This window comes from Nocardia transvalensis (genome assembly GCF_015477765.1).
Taxonomy (GTDB): Bacteria; Actinomycetota; Actinomycetes; order Mycobacteriales; family Mycobacteriaceae; genus Nocardia; species Nocardia transvalensis_A.
In genome coordinates, this window is record NZ_JADLQQ010000001.1 from 34,978 (window position 1) to 54,298 (window position 19,321).

The window sequence follows — 19,321 nt, forward strand, 5'->3', positions numbered from 1 at the left end:
ACCGTAACGCCGGGGAATTTCCCTGGCTCCCGAATTCCCGGCTTCGCGCGGCTCATGTCCAGAGCGCTCCGATCTCGCGGTCGAGGTCGCTCGCCACATCGTGCACCGTCCGGTGGCGACCGTCGCGGACGACCCACCGACCGGCGATCATCACGTCGGTGACGTCAGCCGCGGTTGCGGCATAAAGGATCCCGGGGCCGAGCGCGCCTGCGGTGCGGGCGGATTCGGTAGTGACGTGGACGAGGTCGGCGCCCTGGCCGGGAGCGAGGGCGCCGAGGTCGGGCCACCCGGAGGCACCGTGTGCGGTGGCGGCGGTCAGCAGTTCGGTGACGTCGAAACGGCCCCGGTGGCCGCTGGCGAGGCGCTCGTGGAGTTCGAGCGCGCGGGCCTCGAACCAGGGGTCGATCACCGAATGCCCGTCACTGCCCAGGCACAACCGGACCCCGGCATCGGCCAGGCGGCGGGCGGGGCCGATCCCGTCGGCCAGGTCGGCCTCGGTGCTCGGGCACAGGCTCGCCCAGCACTCGGAGAGGGCGGCGATGTCACCGTCGGTGAGGTGTGTTGCGTGCACGGCGACGGTGTGCGGCGTCAAAGCCCCTGCGCCGGATAGTAATTCGGTCGGCGTGCAGCCGTGCCGGGCCAGGCATTCCTCGTTCTCGCGCGGCTGCTCCGACAGATGCACGTGCAGGGGGCCGTCGGCGGCGGCACGAACGACGATCGGCATCTGGTCGGCGGGCACCGCCCGTACGGAATGAATCGCGGCCCCGGTCCGCACCAGATCGCCTGCGGGCCGGAAACTTTCGACACGACGAGCCCACGCCTCGGCGTCACCGTCGTCGAACCGGCCCTGCACACCCTCGGTCGGCTTGCCGAAACCTCCCGCGACATAGCACACGTCGAGCAGAGTCAGCCTGATCCCGGCCTCGGCCGCGGCCGCGACGAGCGCATGGGAGAACTCGTTGGGGTCCGCGTACCGCTTCCCCGGCCCGGGATGGTGCAGATAGTGGAACTCCGCAACGCTGGTGTACCCGGCGAGCACCATTTCGGCATAGACCGCCCGCGCCAACCGGTAATACGCGTCCGGCTCCAACCGCTCGGCGACGGCGTACATCCGTTCCCGCCACGTCCAGAAGCTCCCCCGATCGTCGAAGGTGCGCCCCCGCAGCGCGCGATGGAACGCATGGGAGTGGGTATTGGCGAAGCCGGGCACCACGATTCCGGACAGCACTGTGCCACTCGGGCTTTGCCCCGCACTCACGGAAGTGATCACGCCGCCGTCGATCTCGAGGCGCACACCCTCGGCCACCCCGTTCGGCAACCATGCCTGCCGACACCAGTGGGTACTCATCGGTTCCCGCCTGCCGCCAACCTCGCCAGCACCCGGGCCAACTCTCGCGCACCATGGTCGACGTCCCCGGGTTCTGCGTACTCCTCCGGCGCGTGACTGATGCCCGAGGGGTTGCGGACGTAGAGCATGGCCGTGGGCACGAAGGGCGCCAGAACCGCGGCGTCGTGGCCCGCACCGGTGGGCAGCACCGGAGCATCGCCGAGCAATGTCACCAAGTCGTCGCGCAGGGCCGGGTCGAAGGCGGCGGCGCCCTCGTAGGACTCCTCTCGCACCTCCACCGCGCAGCCCTCGAGTTCCGCTGCGGCGCGCGCCTTTTCGGCGATCTCGGCTACCAGGTCGCGGGCGCTGCCGGGTTCGGGGACGCGGGCATCGAGCCAGACATCGACCCGCGACGCGATCACATTGGTACCGCCGGGAGTGGGAACGAGGCGCCCGACGGTGGCGCGGGCATCGGGGACGCCCGCGGCCAGACGCCGTGCGGCCGAGACCAAGTCGGCGGCCGGAAGCATCGGGTCGCGGCGATCGTCGAGCAGCGTCGTCCCCGCGTGGTTGCCCTGGCCGGTGAAGGTGAACCGCCACCGGCCGTGCGGGATGATGCCGCTGCCGACCGCGATCGGCGCATCCAGGTGGACCAGTCCCCTGCCCTGTTCCACATGCAGTTCGACGAATGTGCCGATGCGCCCCAGGGCTTCCTCGTCGCGACCGAATCTGCCGGGGTCGAAGCCGCAGGCCCGGGCGGCCTCGGCGAAGGTGTCGCCCGCCCCGTCACGCAGCGCCAGCGCCCGATCGGGCGCCAGCGTCCCGGTGAGCAGCCGCGACCCCAGGCACGGCACCCCGAACCGCCCGCCCTCCTCTTCGGCGAACACCACCACCGCCAGCGGTCGCGACGGAGAAAACCCCTGTCCGCGCAGGATATCGACCGCCGCCAGCGCACTGACCACGCCGAGCGGCCCGTCGAAGGCACCGCCACCGGGCACCGAATCCAGATGGCTGCCGGTCACCACCGCATCCGGGCCCGGCTCCCCCCACCAGGCCCAGAGATTGGCATTGCGATCGGTGTGCACATCCAAACCACGCGCACGCGCCGCCGCCACGAACCACTCCCGCAGCTCGAGTTCGGCCGGCCCGAACACATGCCGCGAATAGCCGCCACGCACCGGATCGGCGCCCACCCGCTCGATCTCGGTGAGCAACCCGTTCGCGCTCATGGCTGCCACATCGGAATCCGCACGTCCCGTTCGCGTGCAACCGATTCCGCCTCCGCATACCCCGCGTCGACGTGCCGCAGCACGCCCATTCCCGGATCGTTGGTGAGCACCCGCTCGATCTTCTGCGCGGCCAGTTCCGTGCCGTCGGCGACGGTGACCTGTCCGGCGTGGATGGACCGGCCGATGCCGACGCCGCCCCCGTGGTGGATCGACACCCAGCTCGCCCCGGATGCGGTGTTGACCAGGGCATTGAGCAGCGGCCAGTCGGCGATGGCATCCGAGCCGTCGGCCATCGCCTCGGTCTCCCGATACGGCGAGGCCACCGAACCGCAATCGAGATGGTCGCGGCCGATCACCACGGGTGCGGCCAGCTCGCCACGCGCCACCATCTCGTTGAACCGCATCCCCGCGCGGTCTCGTTCCCCGTAGCCGAGCCAGCAGATCCGCGCGGGCAGCCCCTGGAACGCCACCCGCTCACCCGCCATCCGAATCCACCGGGCCAGCGACTCGTTCTCCGGGAACAGCTCGAGGATGGCGCGATCGGTGGCGGCGATATCGGCGGGATCACCCGAGAGCGCGGCCCACCGGAACGGGCCCTTCCCCTCGCAGAACAGCGGGCGAATATAGGCGGGCACGAATCCCGGGAAGTCGAACGCGCGGTCGTATCCGCCCTGTTGGGCCTCGCCACGAAGGGAGTTGCCGTAGTCGAACACCTCCGCCCCACGGTCCTGGAACCCGACCATGGCGGCGACATGAACCGCCATCGATTCCCGTGCGCGCCGGGTGAATTCGTCGGGCTTCTTCCCGGCGTAGTCATCCCAGTCCTCCAGCGCCACTCCGATCGGCAGATAGGCCAGCGGGTCGTGCGCCGAGGTCTGGTCGGTGACGATATCGACCGGCACATCGCGGCGCAGCAGTTCCGGCAGCACCTCCGCGGCATTGCCGATCAGCCCGACCGACAGCGCCCGCCGCTCCTGCTTGGCCGCCAGCACCCGCCGCAGCGCATCGTCGAGGTCGTCGGCGATCTCGTCGAGATACCGGGTCTGCACGCGCCGCTTCGCATGCAGCGGATTGCAGTCGATACACAGTGCCACACCGTCGTTCATGGTGACCGCCAGCGGTTGCGCACCACCCATACCGCCCAGACCCGCGGTGACGGTGAGGGTTCCGGACAGGCTGCCGCCGAATCGCTTGGCCGCCACGGCCGCGAACGTCTCGTAGGTGCCCTGCAGGATGCCCTGCGTGCCGATGTAGATCCACGATCCGGCGGTCATCTGGCCGTACATGGTCAGCCCGGCCGCCTCGAGCCTTCTGAACTCCGGCCAATTCGCCCAGTCCGGAACGAGATTCGAGTTGGCGATCAACACCCGCGGCGCCCACTCGTGGGTGCGCAGCACACCGACCGGCTTCCCCGACTGCACCAGCAGCGTCTCGTCGGCGGCCAGATCGGTGAGGGTGCGGGTCAGCGCGTCGAAGCTGGCCCAGTCGCGCGCGGCCTTCCCGCGACCGCCGTAGACGACCAGATCCTCGGGCCGCTCGGCCACCTCCGGGTCGAGGTTGTTGTGCAGCATGCGCAACGCGGCCTCGGTCTGCCAGGTGCGGGCGGTCAGGGTGGTACCGCGCGCGGCACGGACGGTTCGCGTCGTCATAGGGACACCTCACGATCGAGTACGGAATTCACGGCGCCGGAACGGATCAGCTCGGTGACCGCGGCGATATCGGGCGCCAGATGGCGGTCCGGGCCCGGCCCCGGCACCTCGGCGCGCACCAGATCACGCACCGCCCCGGTCAGGGACGCGGGCTCCAGCGGGGCACGCAGATCCAAAGCGCGTGCGGCGGTGAGCAGTTCGATGCCCAGCACGGTGGTCAGCCCGGCCACGGCGCGACGCAGTTTGCGTGCCGCCGACCAGCCCATGGACACATGGTCCTCCTGCATGGCGCTGGACGGAATGGAATCGACCGACGCCGGAACGGCCAGCCGCTTCAGCTCCGACACCACTCCGGCCTGGGTGTACTGGGCGATCATGTAGCCGGAGTCGACACCGGGGTCATCGGCCAGGAACGCCGGAAGACCATGGGAGCGGTGCACATCCAGCATTCGGTCGGTGCGCCGCTCGGCGATGCTCGCGACGTCGGCGACCGCGATGGCGAGAAAGTCGAGCACATACCCCACGGGCGCGCCGTGGAAGTTGCCGTTGGATTCCACCCGCCCGTCGTCGAGCACCACGGGATTGTCGATGGCGGCGGCCAATTCGCGTCCGGCGACCGTCTCCGCATGGGCCACCGTGTCGCGGGCCGCCCCGTGCACCTGCGGTGCGCAGCGCATCGAATAGGCATCCTGCACGCGCGGGCAGTCGTCACCGCGATGGCTGGCCACGATCGGCGAACCGGCCAGCGCGGCCCGCATCAGCGCCGCCGACCGGGCCTGCCCCGGATGCGGGCGCAGTTCCTGCAGATCGGCGGCGAAGGCCCGATCGGTGCCCAGCAGTGCCTCCACGCTCATAACCGCGGTCAGATCCGCCACATCCAGCAGCCGATGCAGATCGGCGATGGCCAGCAGCAGCATGCCGAGCATGCCGTCGGTGCCGTTGGTCAGCGCCAGGCCCTCCTTCTCGGCGAGCACCAGCGGCTCGATACCGGCGTCCACCAGGGCGGGTCCCGCCGCCACCACCGTGCCATCGCGGTCGAACACCTCACCCTCGCCGGTCATCGCCAGCCCGACCGCGGCCAGCGGCGCCAGGTCGCCGGAACAGCCCAGCGAGCCATACTCCGGCACCACCGGAACCAGTCCGCTGTTGAGCAGCCGGGCCAGCGTGACCGCGGTCTGCGGGCGAACTCCGGTGTGCCCGCTCATCAGCGTGCGCAACCGCAGCAGCATCATCGCCCGCACCACCTCCGGCTCCACCGGGTCCCCGGCACCGGCCGCATGCGAGCGCATGAACGAACGCTGCAGGGCGACGCGGCGATCCGGCGGGATGTGGCGCAGCGCCAGCGCACCGAAGCCGGTGGAGATGCCGTAGGCGGGGCGGGCGCTGTCGGCCAGGCCGTCGATGTGGCGGCGGACCGCGGCTATCCGTTCCAGGGCGTCGTCGGCAAGGGTCACCTCGGTGCCGTCCCGGGCGACGGCGAGCACCTGCTGCGGGGTCAACGGCTTCGTGCCCACCAGCACCCGGTCGATTCCGATTCGCGTCATGGACCCATTCCATCGGTTCATCCCGTCGGGATCGAGCAGTCCCGGACGGAATCTGTCTGGGATTCCAGACAGTTGCTACAGTGCGCCCGTGGGATCCAGCAGTGACGTTCCGGGGCTGCGACGCGGGCTGCAGGTGCTCGGCCTGCTGGCACGCCGCGCCGGGCCGGTTCCGGCGGCGGTCGTGGCGCGCGAACTCGGCCTGCCGCGCTCGACGACCTACCACCTGCTGGGCGAATTGCAGGCGGCCGGATACGTCGTCCATTTGCCCGCCGAACGCAAATACGGACTGGGTATCGCGGCCTTCGAACTCGGCTCGGCGTATCTGCGCCACGATCCCCTGGAACGGGTGGCCGCCCCGCTGCTGCGCACCCTCGTCGACGCCGTCGGTCACACCGCGCATCTGGGGATCCTGCACGGCAACGAATCGCTGTATCTGATCGAGCAGCGCCCGCCGCGGCCGCAGACCCTGGTCACCGATGTGGGTGTGCGGCTGCCCGCACACCTGACCGCCACCGGTCGCGCGATGCTCGCCCATCTGACCCGCCCGCATGTGCGGGCCCTGTTCCCCGGCCCGGCCGCCTTTCCGATGCGCACTCCGCGCGGCCCGCGCACTCTCGCCCAGCTGCGGCGGCTGCTGCGGGCCGAGGCCCAGCGCGGGTGGGCGGTCGAAGACGGCTTCGTCACGGCGGGTTTCGCGACGGTCGCCGATGCCGTCTTCGATCACGGGGGCAGGCCCATCGCGGCGGTCGGTGTCACCGTGCGCCACCACTGTCCGGACGAGTCCGCGGTGTGCGGGCAGACCTGGCCCGAGCTCGCCGCACAGGTCAAGACGACCGCGGCGGCACTGACCGCGGCCCTGGACGGTCGCCGCCGCGAATTCGAGTACCGCACTACTCGCGCCACTGCCCGCCACTGAGCGCAGGCTCGAAACGTGGCTCAGCACAAACTCTTCTGCATTCCGGGCACCTGGGAGGCCGTCGCGGCGGCCGAGCGGCACGGCGGCATCGATCCGGGCACCGAGATCGGGATGCTGACCGGTGTCACCGATCTGCTCGACCGCGCGGTCTTCGACGTGGTGTATGTGAACTATCCGGCCAGTTTCGGTCCGGTACCGTGCGGTGGTGCGAGCCTGCTGAACGCGCTGGGGCGGCCCTCCTATCGGCAGTCACGGGATATGGGGGTCGCGGAGGTCGTGCGGCTCATCCGCGCCCATCGGGGCAGCTTCGGCATTCTCGGCTACAGCCAGGGCGGCGCGGTGGCGTCGCTGGTGGGCCGGAAGCTGGTGTCCGGAGAACTGCGGGACCGGCTGCCCGACTGCCGCTGGCTGCACACGTTCGCCTCACCGCACCGCACGCCCGGGCACACCTTTCCGCTGGGCAACCAGCTTGTCGGACAGGGCATTTCCGGTGATTCCGTGAGCGGTTTCGGCAGCATCGACTGGTTCGACTACTGCCTGCCCGGCGATATCTACGGCGACGCGGACCTCAGAGACACCTATCTGCACCTGGGACACGACCTTGCCATCGAACTGTCGCTGGTGGACCCGTACACGATGATCTCCCGCATCGCCGACAGCCTGCTGTTCGGTCGCCTGCGCGACGCCATCCTCGAACTCGGCGAAGACCCCCTGCAGATGGTCCGCAAGGTCGCCATCACCACCGCCACCCTGGTGACGTTCCTGCAGACCTTCCCGCACGACAAATACGGTGTGCGAGAGATAGTTCCGGGCCTCACCGCCCTGCGCCACTCGGCCAACCACCTGAACTTCTGGGGCCCGCGCACCATCCTCTGCGAGGACGCCCATCCACCGGTGGCAGCCCTGATGTGCCGCTGAGGCTAGCTCGCCACGAAGTGGACCGTGGCGACCATGCGGCGGGCCAGGGCTTCGGGGTCGTCGCCGCCGAGGGACGAATCGGTCAGGGCCCCTTCCCGCCACAGCGAGGCGAAGCCGTGGACCAGGGACCAGGCCGCCAGTTCGGTGGCGGGGCGGTCCTGCGCGGCGACGCCCAAACCCTGGACGCCGGAACGCAACAGCTCGCCGGAGCGGGTGCGGGCGGTGGCCAGTTGTTCGTCGTCCGACCGCAGCAGGTCATGGCGGAACATGACGTCGAAGTGGCCGGGGTGGCGGCGGGCGAAGCGGATGTAGGCGATCGCCACCTCGCGGAAATCGCCTGCGACAGGGCGCATTTCCTCGGCGAGCAGCTCAAACCCCTCGACGGCCAAGGCGGTCAGCAGGCCCTGCCGGTTGCCGAAGTGGTGGGCGGGGGCGGCGTGGGAGACACCGGCCCGCTGCGCCAATGCGCGTAGCGACACCGCATCGATGCCCTCGGCGGCGATCTGGTCGGCCGCCGCCCGCAACAGGGTCGCGCGCAGGTCGCCGTGGTGGTAAGCGCTCTTGGTCACCCCTCGATGGTCGACGAGGAACTAGACATTGACAAGTTTGCAGGTCATCCCTAATCTAGCCACTGTCAAGATTCACTGCCTGATCTTCAGGAGCCCCCGGTGGCACCCCTGCTCGTTCTCCTCGTCACCACCGGACTCGCCCGTCTCGCCGGGTGGCTACGCCTCGTCGAATGGCTCGATTCCTGGCCGCATGCCGTCCGCGTCGGATTGGCCGCCATGTTCCTGCTCACCGCGACGGCCCACTTCCTGCCGCCGCGCCGCGACGCGCTCATCGCCATGGTGCCGCCACGGCTACCGTCACCCGCTGGCCTGGTCACCCTCACCGGCGTTCTCGAATTGGCCGGTGCCATAGGGCTTTTGATCCCGCCGGTCGCTCCGATCGCCGCACTCTGCCTGGCCACGCTGATGGTGGTGATGTTCCCCGCCAACGTGCGTGCCGCGCGGGCGGGCATCGGCGTCAAGACCATGCCGCTGCCCGCCCGCACTGTCGTTCAGGCGATGTTCATCGGCGCGTGCCTCCTGGCCGCGCTGTGACCTCGCGCATGCGATCACTGCAGCGCGGGCAGGACCTCCTTCTCCCACGCCTGGAAGAAGCCCTCCATATCGGGCCCGATCTGCTGCACGTAGACCTCGTCGACCCCTGCGTCGAGGAACTGCCGCACCTGGCGGATATGGCGTTCGGGGTCCGGTCCGACCGCGAAGTGGCTGCGCGTGGTCTCCTTCGGCACCAGCGACATCGCATCCTCGAAATCCCGCGGGCGCGGCAGCGTCTGCCCCAGCTGCCCGGGCAGCAATTCATTGGCCCACAACCGATGTGCCGCCTCGAGCCCCGCCTCCTCGTCGCGGTCCCAGCTCACCTTGGTCCCGGCCTGCACCGGCCGGTCCCCGCCCCCGGACTCCCGGAACAGCCGCACCAGATCCGCATCCGGCATCGCCGTGCAATAGCCGTCACCGATCCGCCCGGCGAGCCGGGTGGCCATCGGCCCGAAACCCGAAACATAAATGGGCACCGGCTCTTTCGGGCAGGTATAGATGCGCGCCTGCTGCACCTGATAGAACCGTCCGTCGTGGTCGACCATCTCGCCGCGGTGCAGGGCCCGGATCAGCTCGACCGCCTCCTGCAACATCTCCAGCCGGGTCGGCGGAGACGGCCACGGATCACCGAAGATATGTTCGTTGAGCGCCTCACCGCTGCCGACGCCCAGCACGAACCGGCCATCGAGCTGAATGGCGGCCGTCGCCGCCGCCTGCGCAATGATCGCCGGATGAATCCGCATGGTCGGACAGGTCACGGCCGTCGTAACCGGCAGATCGACGGCCTGCGACAGCGCCCCGATCACCCCCCAGACGAACGGGCTGTTCCCCTGCGCATCGTTCCACGGGTGGAAGTGATCGGAGATCCACAGCCGCGAAAACCCGGCCTGCTCGGCCCGCTTCGCCTGCTCCACCAGCTCATTCGGCCCGAACTGCTCACTGGCAAGAAAATATCCGATACTCGTCACAGCGGCCGACTACCCGATGCGGGCGGGGCTACACAGCCCGAACGCGAGTCTCCAGCGCCTTACGGATCAGCTCCCGCGCCGCGTCTCCGGTGACGGACTGTTTCGCCAGCACATCGAACGCCCGTCCGTATTGGGCTATCTCTCGCGGCTGGGTGATCGTCAGCTCGGCCGTCACGGTTTCGACCATGACCCTGTTGTTGTCGAACATGATGAAATTCGAGGTAGGCACTCGGTATCTTGCATCGGCCGGAACAATGCCCAGCGTCACGCGAGGCATTCCGACCACGGCCAAGAGCCGGTCCAGCTGTCCGAGCATAATTCGATCGTTGCCTACCGTGGTCCTCAATGCTTGCTCCGCTACAACAAAATGGAACTTGTGGTTACGACGGTAGAGGATCTGTTGGCGCTCCATCCGCTTGGATACGCCTTCATCCAGATCGTTTGGCACGTTCTGGAACTCGATAACGTTGCGTAGGATCTCTTCGGCGTATTCCGCCGTCTGCAGCAATCCCGGTATCAGACGCGGCTCATACCATCGCATTACCTCGGTTTCGGCTTCGAGTTTGATCGAGAGTTGTTGCCTCCGTTTGGTGCCGGTGCCCAATACACGCCTCCATTCCATCCAGGCAGCCTCAATGTTCCGCAGAGTGGCTATCAGGTCGGGTAGTTGGCTCTCACTGCCTGTGTGGGAACACCAGGCCCGGATATCAGCCTCCGTGGGCTTGGTCTTGCCGTATTCAATCTTGCTGACCTTGGTTTGATGCCAACCGGCACGGCGGGCAAGCTCGGTACCGCTGATCTCTGCATCTAGGCGAAGCTCCCGGAGCCGTGCGCCGAGAGCTTCCTGTGCCTCGTGAAGTGAACTGGTCACTGGTTGGCATACTCTCTGAACGGCATTGCCAGCGGCCAGACTCGATGCTTGACCTTGCGGGCGTAATCCACAATGCGTGGATCGGTGGTCACTGCCGCGCCTGCCCATCGGCCAGACGGCTCGAACACGGTGAACCCCAGCACGTCGTTATCGAAAAGCCACCAATCGTCAGTTGTCAGTTCACTAAACTTGATCGAATGCCTTGGTAGATAGCGGATCTCCTCACCTGCGCGAGTGTTCTGGAGGGCGACTTTCAGCGACCAGCGCACGTAATCGGTGTGCGGCACCGTGACCACGCGAGCGCGGTGCACTTTCACACCGCGCGCCGTGGTCTCCGTAATCAGGTCCAGCCACTCTTGCAACCATGCGTAGTCGTCTGGCTGATCATTCAGAAACCGGCGGAACGGTTCTGATTCTTCGGGTGTCTCGTAAGAGTCCTTTACCTCCAGATGGAACGCTTCATTCTTCGCCTCGCGAAACAGGTCGTTGAATGCCTCACCGTGCACCAGCAGCATTGCCGTAGAATCTCCTCTCCAGCTTGGCGACCTCGATAGCCATCTCATCGGGGTAGATATCCATCTGCGCCAGTGCCTCGAGGTCGGTAACCGGTGCACCGGACAGGGTGAATGTTCCCCGGCCGGTGTCGGTGAGGGTCACACCGATGAACGTGTCCGGCAGGGCGAATCCGAGTAGCGAGTGAGGGATCTCGATGGTTCCCGGCGTGCTCGTCTTCCACCCCTGCACGACATAGGTGCTGCTATCCGTGGCGTACAGCGAGGGACAGCCACCCCCTTGGCTCCCACCCTTGCCGAGGAAATGTAACCGCATGGTTGGCCTCCAATCGGATCATGCGCGTTCATGCTCGCGCGCTCCCCATGATCCCTCGCTGTTGTCGGCTCTGTGCGCAGATCAACGAGTTTGAGCATATTCAGGCATGAGCCTAGACCGCTGAATCTGCGGTTTGTAGCGTCGGTTATGGCGCGCTCGGGGCTGGTGGAGCTCCCGCAGGGACTGAGTTGCAGACGGCCCCTACGGTTCCGACCTGATCGGCTCCCGGCCCCGAGCCGCCTCACCAACGACCGAGTAGGGGCCGGGTATGAATTGGCGTACAAGGCTTTTCGAGTTCCCCGGGGGCGTTTTGGAGATCCGGGACTACGGGGATCCCGACCCGGAGAGCGGTCCAGGCGTATACCTGGAGCTTTTCAGGCGCGTCGGCAGTGCCTCCCCGATGCCCGATGACCAGGACGACGAGACCGGTATGGAGGCGTCGTGAGCTTGCTCGGCTGGCCTATCGGCCTGTTCATCGCGATCGGCATCCCCCTGGGAGTCCTTGTCGTGGCGACGTTCTGGCCGCAGAGTGTGTCCAAAGGCAGGTCTGTGCAAGAGATCCGGGCACGGATCGACCGCGAGGACGCCGAGGGGGACTGAGACGGGTTCAGACCGGCAGCGCCACCAGCCGTTGTGCCGGGTCGAACAGGGATCGCTCGGCCACCCGGGCGGCGGCGAGGGCGGCCAGGGCGGTGGCGGCCAGCAGCATGTACATGACCACGATCTGGTAGCGGATGGCGGTCAGCGGGTCCACCCCGGCCAGGATCAGGCCGGTCATGGCGCCGGGCAGGCTGATCAGGCCCACCACCTTCGTGGCGTCGATGGTCGGAACCAGCGCGGTGCGCAGCGCCGACCGCCGGTACGGCAGAAATGCCTCGCGTGCCGACAGGCCCAGACACAGCCGCGCCTCCACGGCCGGCCGCGCCTCGCGCGCGTCTTCGTGCAAGCGGCGCAACGCGATTCCGGTCGCCTGCATGGCGCCGGAGACGACCATGCCACCCACCGGCACCACGACCCGCGCTTCGGTGGAGATGATGCCGAGCCCGATCAGCGCCCCGAGTGTCAGCACCGCGCCGAACGCCACCCCGATGGTCGCCGACCGGATCGCATGCGGCAGCCCGGCGCCGCGGCGACCGGCCACCTGTCCGGCGATGACGATCATCAGCACCACCCAGCCCAGCGCGCCCGGTAATCCGGTGTGGCGGAACAGGAACAGCAGTACCGCACCCACTGCGACCAGTTGCACACCCGCCCGGACCGCGGCGATCACCAGTTCCCGAGTCACCTGCAGATGTTGCCGATAGGCGATGGCGGCGGCCAGCGCGACCAGCAGCAGCGAGGCCGCCACCCCGCCCCAGCCCGGCACCGAAAGATCTTGTGTCATTGCATCTTCCGTTCGTCGAGGGCGCCGAGCGGGGACAGCCGGCCGCCCTCCAGCATCAGGATGTCGTCGGCGACCGTACCCACGAAGCCGCTGTCGTGACTGACCAGGACCGCGGCCCCGCCCGCGCGGCAGTGGGCGCGGATCAACTCCGCGATCACCGCGGCCGCCGCCTCGTCCAGCGCCGAGGTCGGCTCGTCGAGCACCAGCACCTCGGGCCCGACGGCCAGCGCGCGGGCCAGGCAAACCCGCTGCGCCTCACCGCCGGACAGCTCACAGCAGCGGCGGTGCGCAAAGGTCTCCGGCAGGCCCACCCACGACAGCAGCTCACCCACCTGCTGATCGGTGAGCGCTGGCCGACCCACGCGCACCTCGTCGATCACGATGTCGGCCAGCAGCGTCGGCCGCTGCGGCACCAGCCCGACCCGGCGCCGCAATTCGAGGACGTCGATATCGGTGATCGGCACACCGTCGAGCAGGATGCGCCCGGTCGTGGGCTCGGCCAACCGGTTCAGCAGCCGCAGCAGGGTCGTCTTGCCGACCCCGCTCGGCCCCACCACCGCCGTACATCGGCCGCCCGGCACGGTGACCCAGATGTCGGCGAACACGGGCGTCTCCCCGTGGCTGACCCCGACCTGCTCCAGAACGATGCTGTGCACGGCCCCACCATGCCCCAGATCGGGCGGCATCGCATCATGGGCACGCGCCGCCGTCGGAGATATGTGTGACACACCGTTCGGCTATTCGCACTCGCCGCCGATATCCTGCTGGCGTGGCAAAACTGAAAGTCTCCGTCGATGTGCCCATCTCCCCCGACGAGGCCTGGGCGCATACGTCGAATCTGCGCGAGCTGGACAAGTGGCTGGTCATGCACGAGGCCTGGCGCAGCAGCGTGCCGGAGGAGTTGACCCCCGGCACCGAACTGGTCGGGGTCGCCTCGGTCAAAGGGCTGCGCAACCGGGTGCGCTGGACCGTGCGCACCGCCGAACCGCCCCGCCGGCTGGTGCTCAGCGGAGCCGGTAAGGGCGGCACCAAATTCGGGCTGCAGCTGCTCGTCGCGCCCAAGGGCGACGGGTCGGAGGTCACCGTGGACATCGATCTCGGCGGGCGGCCGCTGTTCGGACCGATCGGTGCGACGGTGGCGCGGGCACTGAGGGGCGATATCGATCGTTCGCTCGCGCGCTTCGTCGAGCTGTACGCGTAATCCGCCGCGCCCGGGCACGTCCGCGATGCCTGGATGACGGTCGCCAACACGGTGTAACATGTTCTAGTTCTGCGCTGACGGGATGCGAATCTCTATTTACTTAGCGACGCGGCGCCGGTTAATCTGGCGCCGACGCAGAGCAGAAGGGAACGTCACATGCAGATCGACAATGCCGTTGCCGTGGTCACCGGTGGAGCGTCCGGACTGGGCCTCGCGACCGTCCGCGAATTGCACAGCCAGGGCGCCAAGGTCGTCATCCTGGACCTGCCGTCGTCCAACGGTGAGGCCATCGCCGAGGAGCTCGGCGAGAGCGTCGTCTTCGCACCCACCGACGTCACCAGCGAGGACCAGGTGAGTGCCGCCCTGGACGCCGCCGACAAGCTGGGCGCCCTGCGAATCGCGGTGAACTGCGCCGGTATCGGCAACGCGATCAAAACGGTGAGCAAGAAGGGTGCGTTCCCGCTGGCCGACTTCACCAAGATCATCAACGTCAACCTGATCGGCACCTTCAACGTCATACGCCTTGCCGCCGAACGCATCTCGGCCACCGAGCCGGTCGGCGAGGAACGCGGCGTCATCATCAACACCGCCTCGGTCGCGGCCTTCGACGGCCAGATCGGCCAGGCCGCCTACTCCGCCTCCAAGGGCGGCATCGTCGGCCTGACCCTGCCCGTCGCCCGCGACCTGGCGAGCCTGAAGATCCGCGTGGTCACCATCGCCCCCGGCCTGTTCCACACCCCGCTGTTCGCCACCCTCCCCGACGAGGCCATCGCCTCCCTCGGCGCCCAGGTCCCGCACCCCTCCCGCCTCGGCGACCCCGCGGAATACGCCGCCCTGGCCCGCCACATCGTGGAAAACCCGATGCTCAACGGCGAGACCATCCGCCTCGACGGCGCCATCCGCATGGCGCCCCGCTGACGTCGTCACACGCCACGCGAACGAGCCACGTGACGCTGACATGCCAGGCCCGGCCGGGCATACACCGCGGCCGGGCCTGCTGAATCGTCGGATCAGTCGTCGTCGACGTGATTGGCGATCACATTGCCGTTGTTCGCATCGATCTGCACCTCGTGCTCGAGGCCGTCGGGAGTATCGATATCGACCTCCCAGACCAGCGTGCCGCGTTCGTGGTCGAGGTCGACCGAATCCACAGTGCCACCGGGAACGGCCTCCTTCGCCTTCTCCACGGCCTGATCCATGCTGACCGCGGGATCCGCCGTGAGCCGCGGGCCGTGGCTCGCGGTCAGGCGAGGAGCCGAGATATCGGCCGCGTCCGCCACCGCGGCACCGGCGACGAGGGTGGCGGCGGTGACCGCCGTGCCCGCCAGCAGCCAGCGGGTGCCGGATGTCCAGCGACGAGCGAAAGCCATGGTGAAACCTCCTGTGCGAGTGCCAGTTCCGTACTGCGATTCCCACTGTCGCAGTGCCCGGCTGAAGCCTTCCTGAAGACACCTGAAACTTCCTTCAGGAAGCGTCTGACAGGCTGTAGGGATGCGTCTGCTGATCGTGGAGGACGAGAGGCGTCTGGCCGAGACACTGGCGAAGGGCCTGGCGGCCGAGGGATTCGCGGTGGATGTCGCCTACGACGGCACCGACGGGCTGCACCGCGCGAGCAGCGGCGACTACGATTTGATCATCCTCGACATCATGTTGCCGGGCCTGAACGGCTATCAGGTCTGTGCCGCGCTGCGGTCGGACGGGGTCGAGACGCCGGTGCTGATGCTGACCGCCAAGGACGGCGAATACGACGAGGCGGAGGGCCTGGACACCGGCGCCGACGACTATCTGAGCAAGCCGTTCTCCTATGTGGTGCTGCTGGCCCGCATCCGCGCCCTCTTGCGCCGCCGCACGCGCGGCGGGGCCCCGGTGCTGAGCGTCGGCGACCTGACCGTGGATCCGAATACGCACGCCTGCCGCCGGGGCACGCAGGAGATCACGCTCACCGCCAAGGAGTTCGCGATCCTCGAGCAGCTCGCACTGCGCGCCGGGGAGATCGTGTCCAAGGGCGATATCCTGCGCCACGTCTGGGATTTCGCCTACGACGGTGATCCGAACATCGTCGAGGTCTACATCAGCGCACTGCGCCGCAAGATCGATGCGCCGTTCGGGCGCCGCTCGATCCTGACCGTGCGCGGCGCCGGGTACCGTCTGGTGGCCGACGATGGCTGAGCTGCTGCGGCATCGGCCGTGGTGGTGGAGTTCGGTGCGGGCCCGCACGACGGCGGGCGCGACGGTCGTGGTGGCCGCGGCACTGATCGCGGCGGGCCTGGTGGTGCTGACCGTGTTGCGGCACAACCTGATCAACAGTGCGGGCCTGCAGGCCGAGACGACCGCGCGCGAGGTGGCCGCGCAGATCGCCGCGGGTACCGACCTGTCGAATCTGAAGCTACCCGACGCGGATAATCAACCGGTGCAGGTGATTTCGGCCGACGGCAGGGTACTGGCGGCCGACGACGATCTGCGTAATCACGGACCCATGGCCGACTTCGTCACCGCCGCAAAGCACGACGATGACGATGACGACGATGATGATGACGACGACGTCGCCTCTCGCGTCCACGAGTCCGCGACGGGTTCGGTGGTCTTCCGCGATATGCAGTTGCCGATAGCCGAGGAGCACACCGGCAGCCGCGACTTCCGAGTGGCGGGACTGCGATCGACCACGCCCGACGGTCGACACCTCACGATCTATGCAGGATCCTCCCTCGCCACCGCGGACCAAGCGCTCGCGGGAGTCGGTCGTGCCATGTTGATCGGCCTGCCGCTGCTGCTCGTCGTGGTGGCGGCGGTGACGTGGCTGGTCACCCGCCGCGCGCTGCGGCCCGTGGAGGCGATTCGCACCGAACTGGCCGAGATCATGGACGGCGATCTGTCCCGCCGCGTCCCCGAACCGGCGTCCCGGGATGAAATCGCCCGGCTGGCAACGACCACCAACGCAACCCTCGCCGCCCTGGAGCAGTCCGCCGACCGCCAGCGCCGCTTCATCGGCGACGCCTCCCATGAGCTGCGCAGCCCCATCGCCAGCCTGCGCACCCAACTCGAGGTCACCCGGGCCCATCCGCACCTGCTCGATCTGGACGGGCTGCTCGACGACACCGTGCGGCTGGAACAGCTGGCCGCCGATCTGCTGCTACTGGCGCGCCTCGACGCCGGGGAACGGCCCCGGCGCGACCGCATAGACCTCGTCGAACTGGTTCGCGCCGACGCGAGCCAACGCGTCGGCGATCGCCACCCTGTCGACATCAGCACACCCGGTGAGCCGGTGACCGTGCTGGGCAGCCGCATTCAACTCGGCCGCGTGCTGACCAACCTCGTCGACAACGCCCAACGCCATGCGACCACCGTCGTGCGGGTCACGGTGACCGGTACCGGCGACACGGCCGTCCTGGAGGTCATCGACGACGGACCGGGCGTCCCGCCCGCCGACCGCGAGCGCATCTTCCAGCGTTTCGCCCGCCTCGACGACGCGCGCACTCGCGACGCGGGCGGCACCGGCCTCGGACTTGCCATCGTCCGCGACGTCGTCACGCGCCACGACGGCACGATCCACGTGACCGACGGCCCCGAAAACGGTGCCCGATTCGTCGTCATGCTCCCCCGAATACGCTGAGCAACAAAGCATCCCGTCGAATCCGGCGCTCAGCGCCGACGTCCCCACCGATTGCGCGTACGCCACTGGCCGCGTGCGGGGATGCGGGCACTGAACCCCGCGAGGTGCAGGGCCATGCCGAGCAACCCGAGGATCAGAAAGACCTCGACCCCGAAGGTCATGGCCCTGTCGACGAGTTCCAGCAACAAGGCGATGGCGAACAGAACTGCGGCTGCGATGGCGAACATAGTGGGGTGGTACCCAGACGGGGACCGTTCAGTCGAGCCGACCATTCGGTGTGCAGGCCCGCCCCGGCTGACGGGCCTCCACCGTGCGCCGGGTCAGGCCTGTTCCCACAGTGCCGGGGTGGCGTCGGGGGTCCAGTTGGGGTCGTGGACGGTGTGTGCCTGCAGGCAACGGTAGCGAGTTCCGTTGTATGTCACGGTATCTCCTATCCGATAGGAAGCATGTGCCTGCCATTGCCGGGCATCGGGGGTGCCGCCGGTCGAGGTCGGCGGCGTGGTCGTCGGGCTCGAGGAAGGTGGCGTGGGTGTCGGACTCGAGGAGGGCGGGGTGGTCGGTGCCGGGGTGGTCGTCGGCGGGTTGCTGGGCGTGGGGGTTGCGGAGGGTGGCGCGGACCCGTCGCCGCCGATCTGCAGGTCCACACACGAATAGAAGGCGTTTTCGGTATCGCCGATATTCCAAACGGCGAGCAATTTCTGGCGGCCGCTGAATTGACCGAGGTCGATGGTGTGGGTGACCTTCTCACCCGGCTGCTCGTTCTTTCCGTCGATGAATCCCACCCGGGTGTCGCCGATGTAATACTCCCAATTGGCAGTACGGTGCTGGGCGGTATTGGTCCAGGTGAAATCGACCGATCGGCCCACCGATTGCGCCCGCCAGCCTTTGTTGTCGTCGTCCAACTCTTCGAACCGCGTATTGCCGCCGCTGCAGCTGTGCGAGCCCTTCGGCGCCTCCACACTCTGTGGCTCATAGGTGATCTCGCCGCACGACACCACGTGCTGCGCGCACTGCGCCTGGCGGCTCAGCGGCGACGACACATAGCCGTGTGCCCAGGCCGTGGCCGGTAATACCGTCACCATCGCCGCTGGCACAGCCACCGCGGCCCCGATCGCCGACAGCATCCGAATTCTCACGATGAACTATCTCCTTCACGCGTCGTCGGACGGCAGGGGCCGGCGTGCCGCCATAAAATTCTTCCGATTATCCGTGATCACACCGTTGCCGATTTGTGATCTGCTCGGACCTTAGAAGGAGCCCTCCAGATGGTCAAGCGACCAGCGAGTATTGTTCAGCAATCTACAAACGCTTCCCGCCCGAATTCCGCTGTTCGTCGTAGTTTGCTACGAAATTTCGACGAGGGGCTGTCGCATACACGCCATGTGTCACAGGGTGCGCGACGGCCTCGGAGCACGGGTCAGCGGCACAGGCGGTCTCGGTGCCGCCGAAAAAATTCCGGGCCGCCTGATCGATCCGATCGGCGCGCTGACCACGGCCGCGCAGCGCCGCCGCATCTCTGCGGCGCTCCCTGATTCGAGACGCGCACCAGGCTGATCGGCATCGATCAGCAATCCCGGTGGTGGCGAAAGCTTTCCGCATTCTTCGTCACACGCCGCGCGGCACCTGTGCAGCGTGCCATGATTTAGACGGTTGCCCGGCCCAGGGATGGCCTGGTGACAGTCGGCCGAGACATATTCTCGTACAACAGTTCTCAGTTCTGACTCTGGTGCGCAGCGCGCCGTCTGCGGCGGATCGACGCTGTATCGACCGAAC

Annotated in this window: 23 protein-coding genes; 9 read left to right on the forward strand and 14 right to left on the reverse strand. The window is 68.0% G+C overall.

The window, feature by feature from the left end:
- Positions 1–52: 52 nt before the first annotated feature.
- From IU452_RS00205 to hutH, 4 genes are read right to left on the reverse strand one after another with little or no spacing between them, the layout of a single operon-like run.
- On the reverse strand, positions 53–1,348 hold the full coding sequence (locus IU452_RS00205) for a formimidoylglutamate deiminase (RefSeq protein WP_195106809.1): 1,296 nt from the start codon (positions 1,346–1,348) through the stop codon (positions 53–55).
- Positions 1,345–2,556 carry an allantoate amidohydrolase gene (locus IU452_RS00210; RefSeq protein WP_195106810.1) on the reverse strand — a complete coding sequence of 404 codons (1,212 nt, stop codon included), beginning with the start codon at positions 2,554–2,556 and terminating at the stop codon, positions 1,345–1,347. The genes IU452_RS00205 and IU452_RS00210 overlap by 4 nt, the downstream gene beginning before the upstream one ends.
- Positions 2,553–4,205, reverse strand: a complete 1,653-nt coding sequence (gene hutU / locus IU452_RS00215) for a urocanate hydratase (protein ID WP_195106811.1) — start codon at positions 4,203–4,205, stop codon at positions 2,553–2,555. Before hutU ends, IU452_RS00210 begins: the two co-directional genes overlap by 4 nt.
- Entirely contained in the window at positions 4,202–5,749 is a 1,548-nt protein-coding gene (hutH, locus tag IU452_RS00220; protein WP_195106812.1) for a histidine ammonia-lyase, read from the reverse strand. Before hutH ends, hutU begins: the two co-directional genes overlap by 4 nt.
- A gap of 88 nt (positions 5,750–5,837) precedes the next feature.
- On the opposite strand from hutH, the gene IU452_RS00225 reads away from it, so the two are divergent.
- Together IU452_RS00225 and IU452_RS00230 are read left to right on the forward strand one after the other, a co-directional pair.
- Entirely contained in the window at positions 5,838–6,665 is an 828-nt protein-coding gene (locus tag IU452_RS00225; RefSeq protein ID WP_195106813.1) for an IclR family transcriptional regulator, read from the forward strand.
- Positions 6,666–6,680: 15 nt separating this feature from the next.
- On the forward strand, positions 6,681–7,583 hold the full coding sequence (locus IU452_RS00230) for a PE-PPE domain-containing protein (RefSeq protein ID WP_195106814.1): 903 nt from the start codon (positions 6,681–6,683) through the stop codon (positions 7,581–7,583).
- 2 nt (positions 7,584–7,585) lie between these two features.
- Here IU452_RS00230 and IU452_RS00235 read toward each other — a convergent pair whose 3' ends face one another.
- Positions 7,586–8,152, reverse strand: a complete 567-nt coding sequence (locus tag IU452_RS00235; protein WP_195106815.1) for a TetR/AcrR family transcriptional regulator — start codon at positions 8,150–8,152, stop codon at positions 7,586–7,588.
- 99 nt (positions 8,153–8,251) lie between these two features.
- Here IU452_RS00235 and IU452_RS00240 point away from each other — a divergent pair, with 99 nt between their 5' ends.
- Positions 8,252–8,686, forward strand: coding sequence for a DoxX family protein (locus IU452_RS00240; RefSeq protein WP_195106816.1), 435 nt, complete (start codon positions 8,252–8,254; stop codon positions 8,684–8,686).
- A 14-nt stretch (positions 8,687–8,700) separates the two neighbouring features.
- Here the strand turns inward: IU452_RS00240 and IU452_RS00245 are convergent, their stop codons facing one another.
- Genes IU452_RS00245 through IU452_RS00260 form a run of 4 tightly spaced genes read right to left on the reverse strand, consistent with a single transcriptional unit; the run spans position 8,701 to position 11,353 of the window.
- Positions 8,701–9,654, reverse strand: coding sequence for a TIGR03557 family F420-dependent LLM class oxidoreductase (locus IU452_RS00245; RefSeq protein ID WP_195106817.1), 954 nt, complete (start codon positions 9,652–9,654; stop codon positions 8,701–8,703).
- Positions 9,655–9,682: 28 nt separating this feature from the next.
- The gene (locus IU452_RS00250; RefSeq protein ID WP_195106818.1) at positions 9,683–10,525 is read right to left on the reverse strand and encodes a helix-turn-helix domain-containing protein; all 843 of its coding nucleotides are present in this window, start codon (positions 10,523–10,525) and stop codon (positions 9,683–9,685) included.
- The gene (locus IU452_RS00255; protein ID WP_195106819.1) at positions 10,522–11,040 is read right to left on the reverse strand and encodes a DUF6879 family protein; all 519 of its coding nucleotides are present in this window, start codon (positions 11,038–11,040) and stop codon (positions 10,522–10,524) included. Before IU452_RS00255 ends, IU452_RS00250 begins: the two co-directional genes overlap by 4 nt.
- Entirely contained in the window at positions 11,021–11,353 is a 333-nt protein-coding gene (locus IU452_RS00260; protein WP_195106820.1) for a hypothetical protein, read from the reverse strand. The genes IU452_RS00255 and IU452_RS00260 overlap by 20 nt, the downstream gene beginning before the upstream one ends.
- Positions 11,354–11,794: 441 nt before the next feature.
- Here IU452_RS00260 and IU452_RS00265 point away from each other — a divergent pair, with 441 nt between their 5' ends.
- Positions 11,795–11,953: a hypothetical protein gene (locus tag IU452_RS00265; RefSeq protein ID WP_195106821.1), complete on the forward strand. Its 159-nt coding sequence runs from the start codon at positions 11,795–11,797 to the stop codon at positions 11,951–11,953.
- 7 nt (positions 11,954–11,960) lie between these two features.
- Here IU452_RS00265 and IU452_RS00270 read toward each other — a convergent pair whose 3' ends face one another.
- Together IU452_RS00270 and IU452_RS00275 are read right to left on the reverse strand one after the other, a co-directional pair.
- A complete protein-coding gene (locus IU452_RS00270) occupies positions 11,961–12,737 on the reverse strand; it encodes an ABC transporter permease (protein ID WP_195106822.1) in 777 nt (258 codons plus the stop codon).
- Entirely contained in the window at positions 12,734–13,393 is a 660-nt protein-coding gene (locus IU452_RS00275) for an ABC transporter ATP-binding protein (RefSeq protein WP_324192362.1), read from the reverse strand. The genes IU452_RS00270 and IU452_RS00275 overlap by 4 nt, the downstream gene beginning before the upstream one ends.
- Before the next feature lie 113 nt (positions 13,394–13,506).
- Here IU452_RS00275 and IU452_RS00280 point away from each other — a divergent pair, with 113 nt between their 5' ends.
- Positions 13,507–13,938 carry an SRPBCC family protein gene (locus IU452_RS00280; RefSeq protein WP_195106823.1) on the forward strand — a complete coding sequence of 144 codons (432 nt, stop codon included), beginning with the start codon at positions 13,507–13,509 and terminating at the stop codon, positions 13,936–13,938.
- Positions 13,939–14,094: 156 nt separating this feature from the next.
- On the forward strand, positions 14,095–14,856 hold the full coding sequence (locus IU452_RS00285; protein ID WP_195106824.1) for a 3-hydroxyacyl-CoA dehydrogenase: 762 nt from the start codon (positions 14,095–14,097) through the stop codon (positions 14,854–14,856).
- 92 nt (positions 14,857–14,948) lie between these two features.
- Here the strand turns inward: IU452_RS00285 and IU452_RS00290 are convergent, their stop codons facing one another.
- The gene (locus IU452_RS00290; protein ID WP_195106825.1) at positions 14,949–15,308 is read right to left on the reverse strand and encodes a PepSY domain-containing protein; all 360 of its coding nucleotides are present in this window, start codon (positions 15,306–15,308) and stop codon (positions 14,949–14,951) included.
- A gap of 121 nt (positions 15,309–15,429) precedes the next feature.
- On the opposite strand from IU452_RS00290, the gene IU452_RS00295 reads away from it, so the two are divergent.
- Positions 15,430–16,107, forward strand: a complete 678-nt coding sequence (locus tag IU452_RS00295) for a response regulator transcription factor (protein WP_195106826.1) — start codon at positions 15,430–15,432, stop codon at positions 16,105–16,107.
- Positions 16,100–17,548, forward strand: coding sequence for a sensor histidine kinase (locus IU452_RS00300; protein WP_195106827.1), 1,449 nt, complete (start codon positions 16,100–16,102; stop codon positions 17,546–17,548). Before IU452_RS00295 ends, IU452_RS00300 begins: the two co-directional genes overlap by 8 nt.
- A gap of 29 nt (positions 17,549–17,577) precedes the next feature.
- On the opposite strand, the gene IU452_RS00305 is transcribed toward IU452_RS00300, so the two are convergent.
- Positions 17,578–17,775 (reverse strand): hypothetical protein, encoded by a 198-nt coding sequence (locus IU452_RS00305; protein ID WP_195106828.1) that lies wholly within the window; start codon positions 17,773–17,775, stop codon positions 17,578–17,580.
- Between the two features lie 93 nt (positions 17,776–17,868).
- Positions 17,869–18,684 (reverse strand): lytic polysaccharide monooxygenase, encoded by an 816-nt coding sequence (locus tag IU452_RS00310; RefSeq protein ID WP_324192363.1) that lies wholly within the window; start codon positions 18,682–18,684, stop codon positions 17,869–17,871.
- A gap of 244 nt (positions 18,685–18,928) precedes the next feature.
- Here IU452_RS00310 and IU452_RS00315 point away from each other — a divergent pair, with 244 nt between their 5' ends.
- Positions 18,929–19,102 (forward strand): hypothetical protein, encoded by a 174-nt coding sequence (locus IU452_RS00315; protein WP_195106829.1) that lies wholly within the window; start codon positions 18,929–18,931, stop codon positions 19,100–19,102.
- The last annotated feature ends 219 nt before the right edge of the window (positions 19,103–19,321 follow it).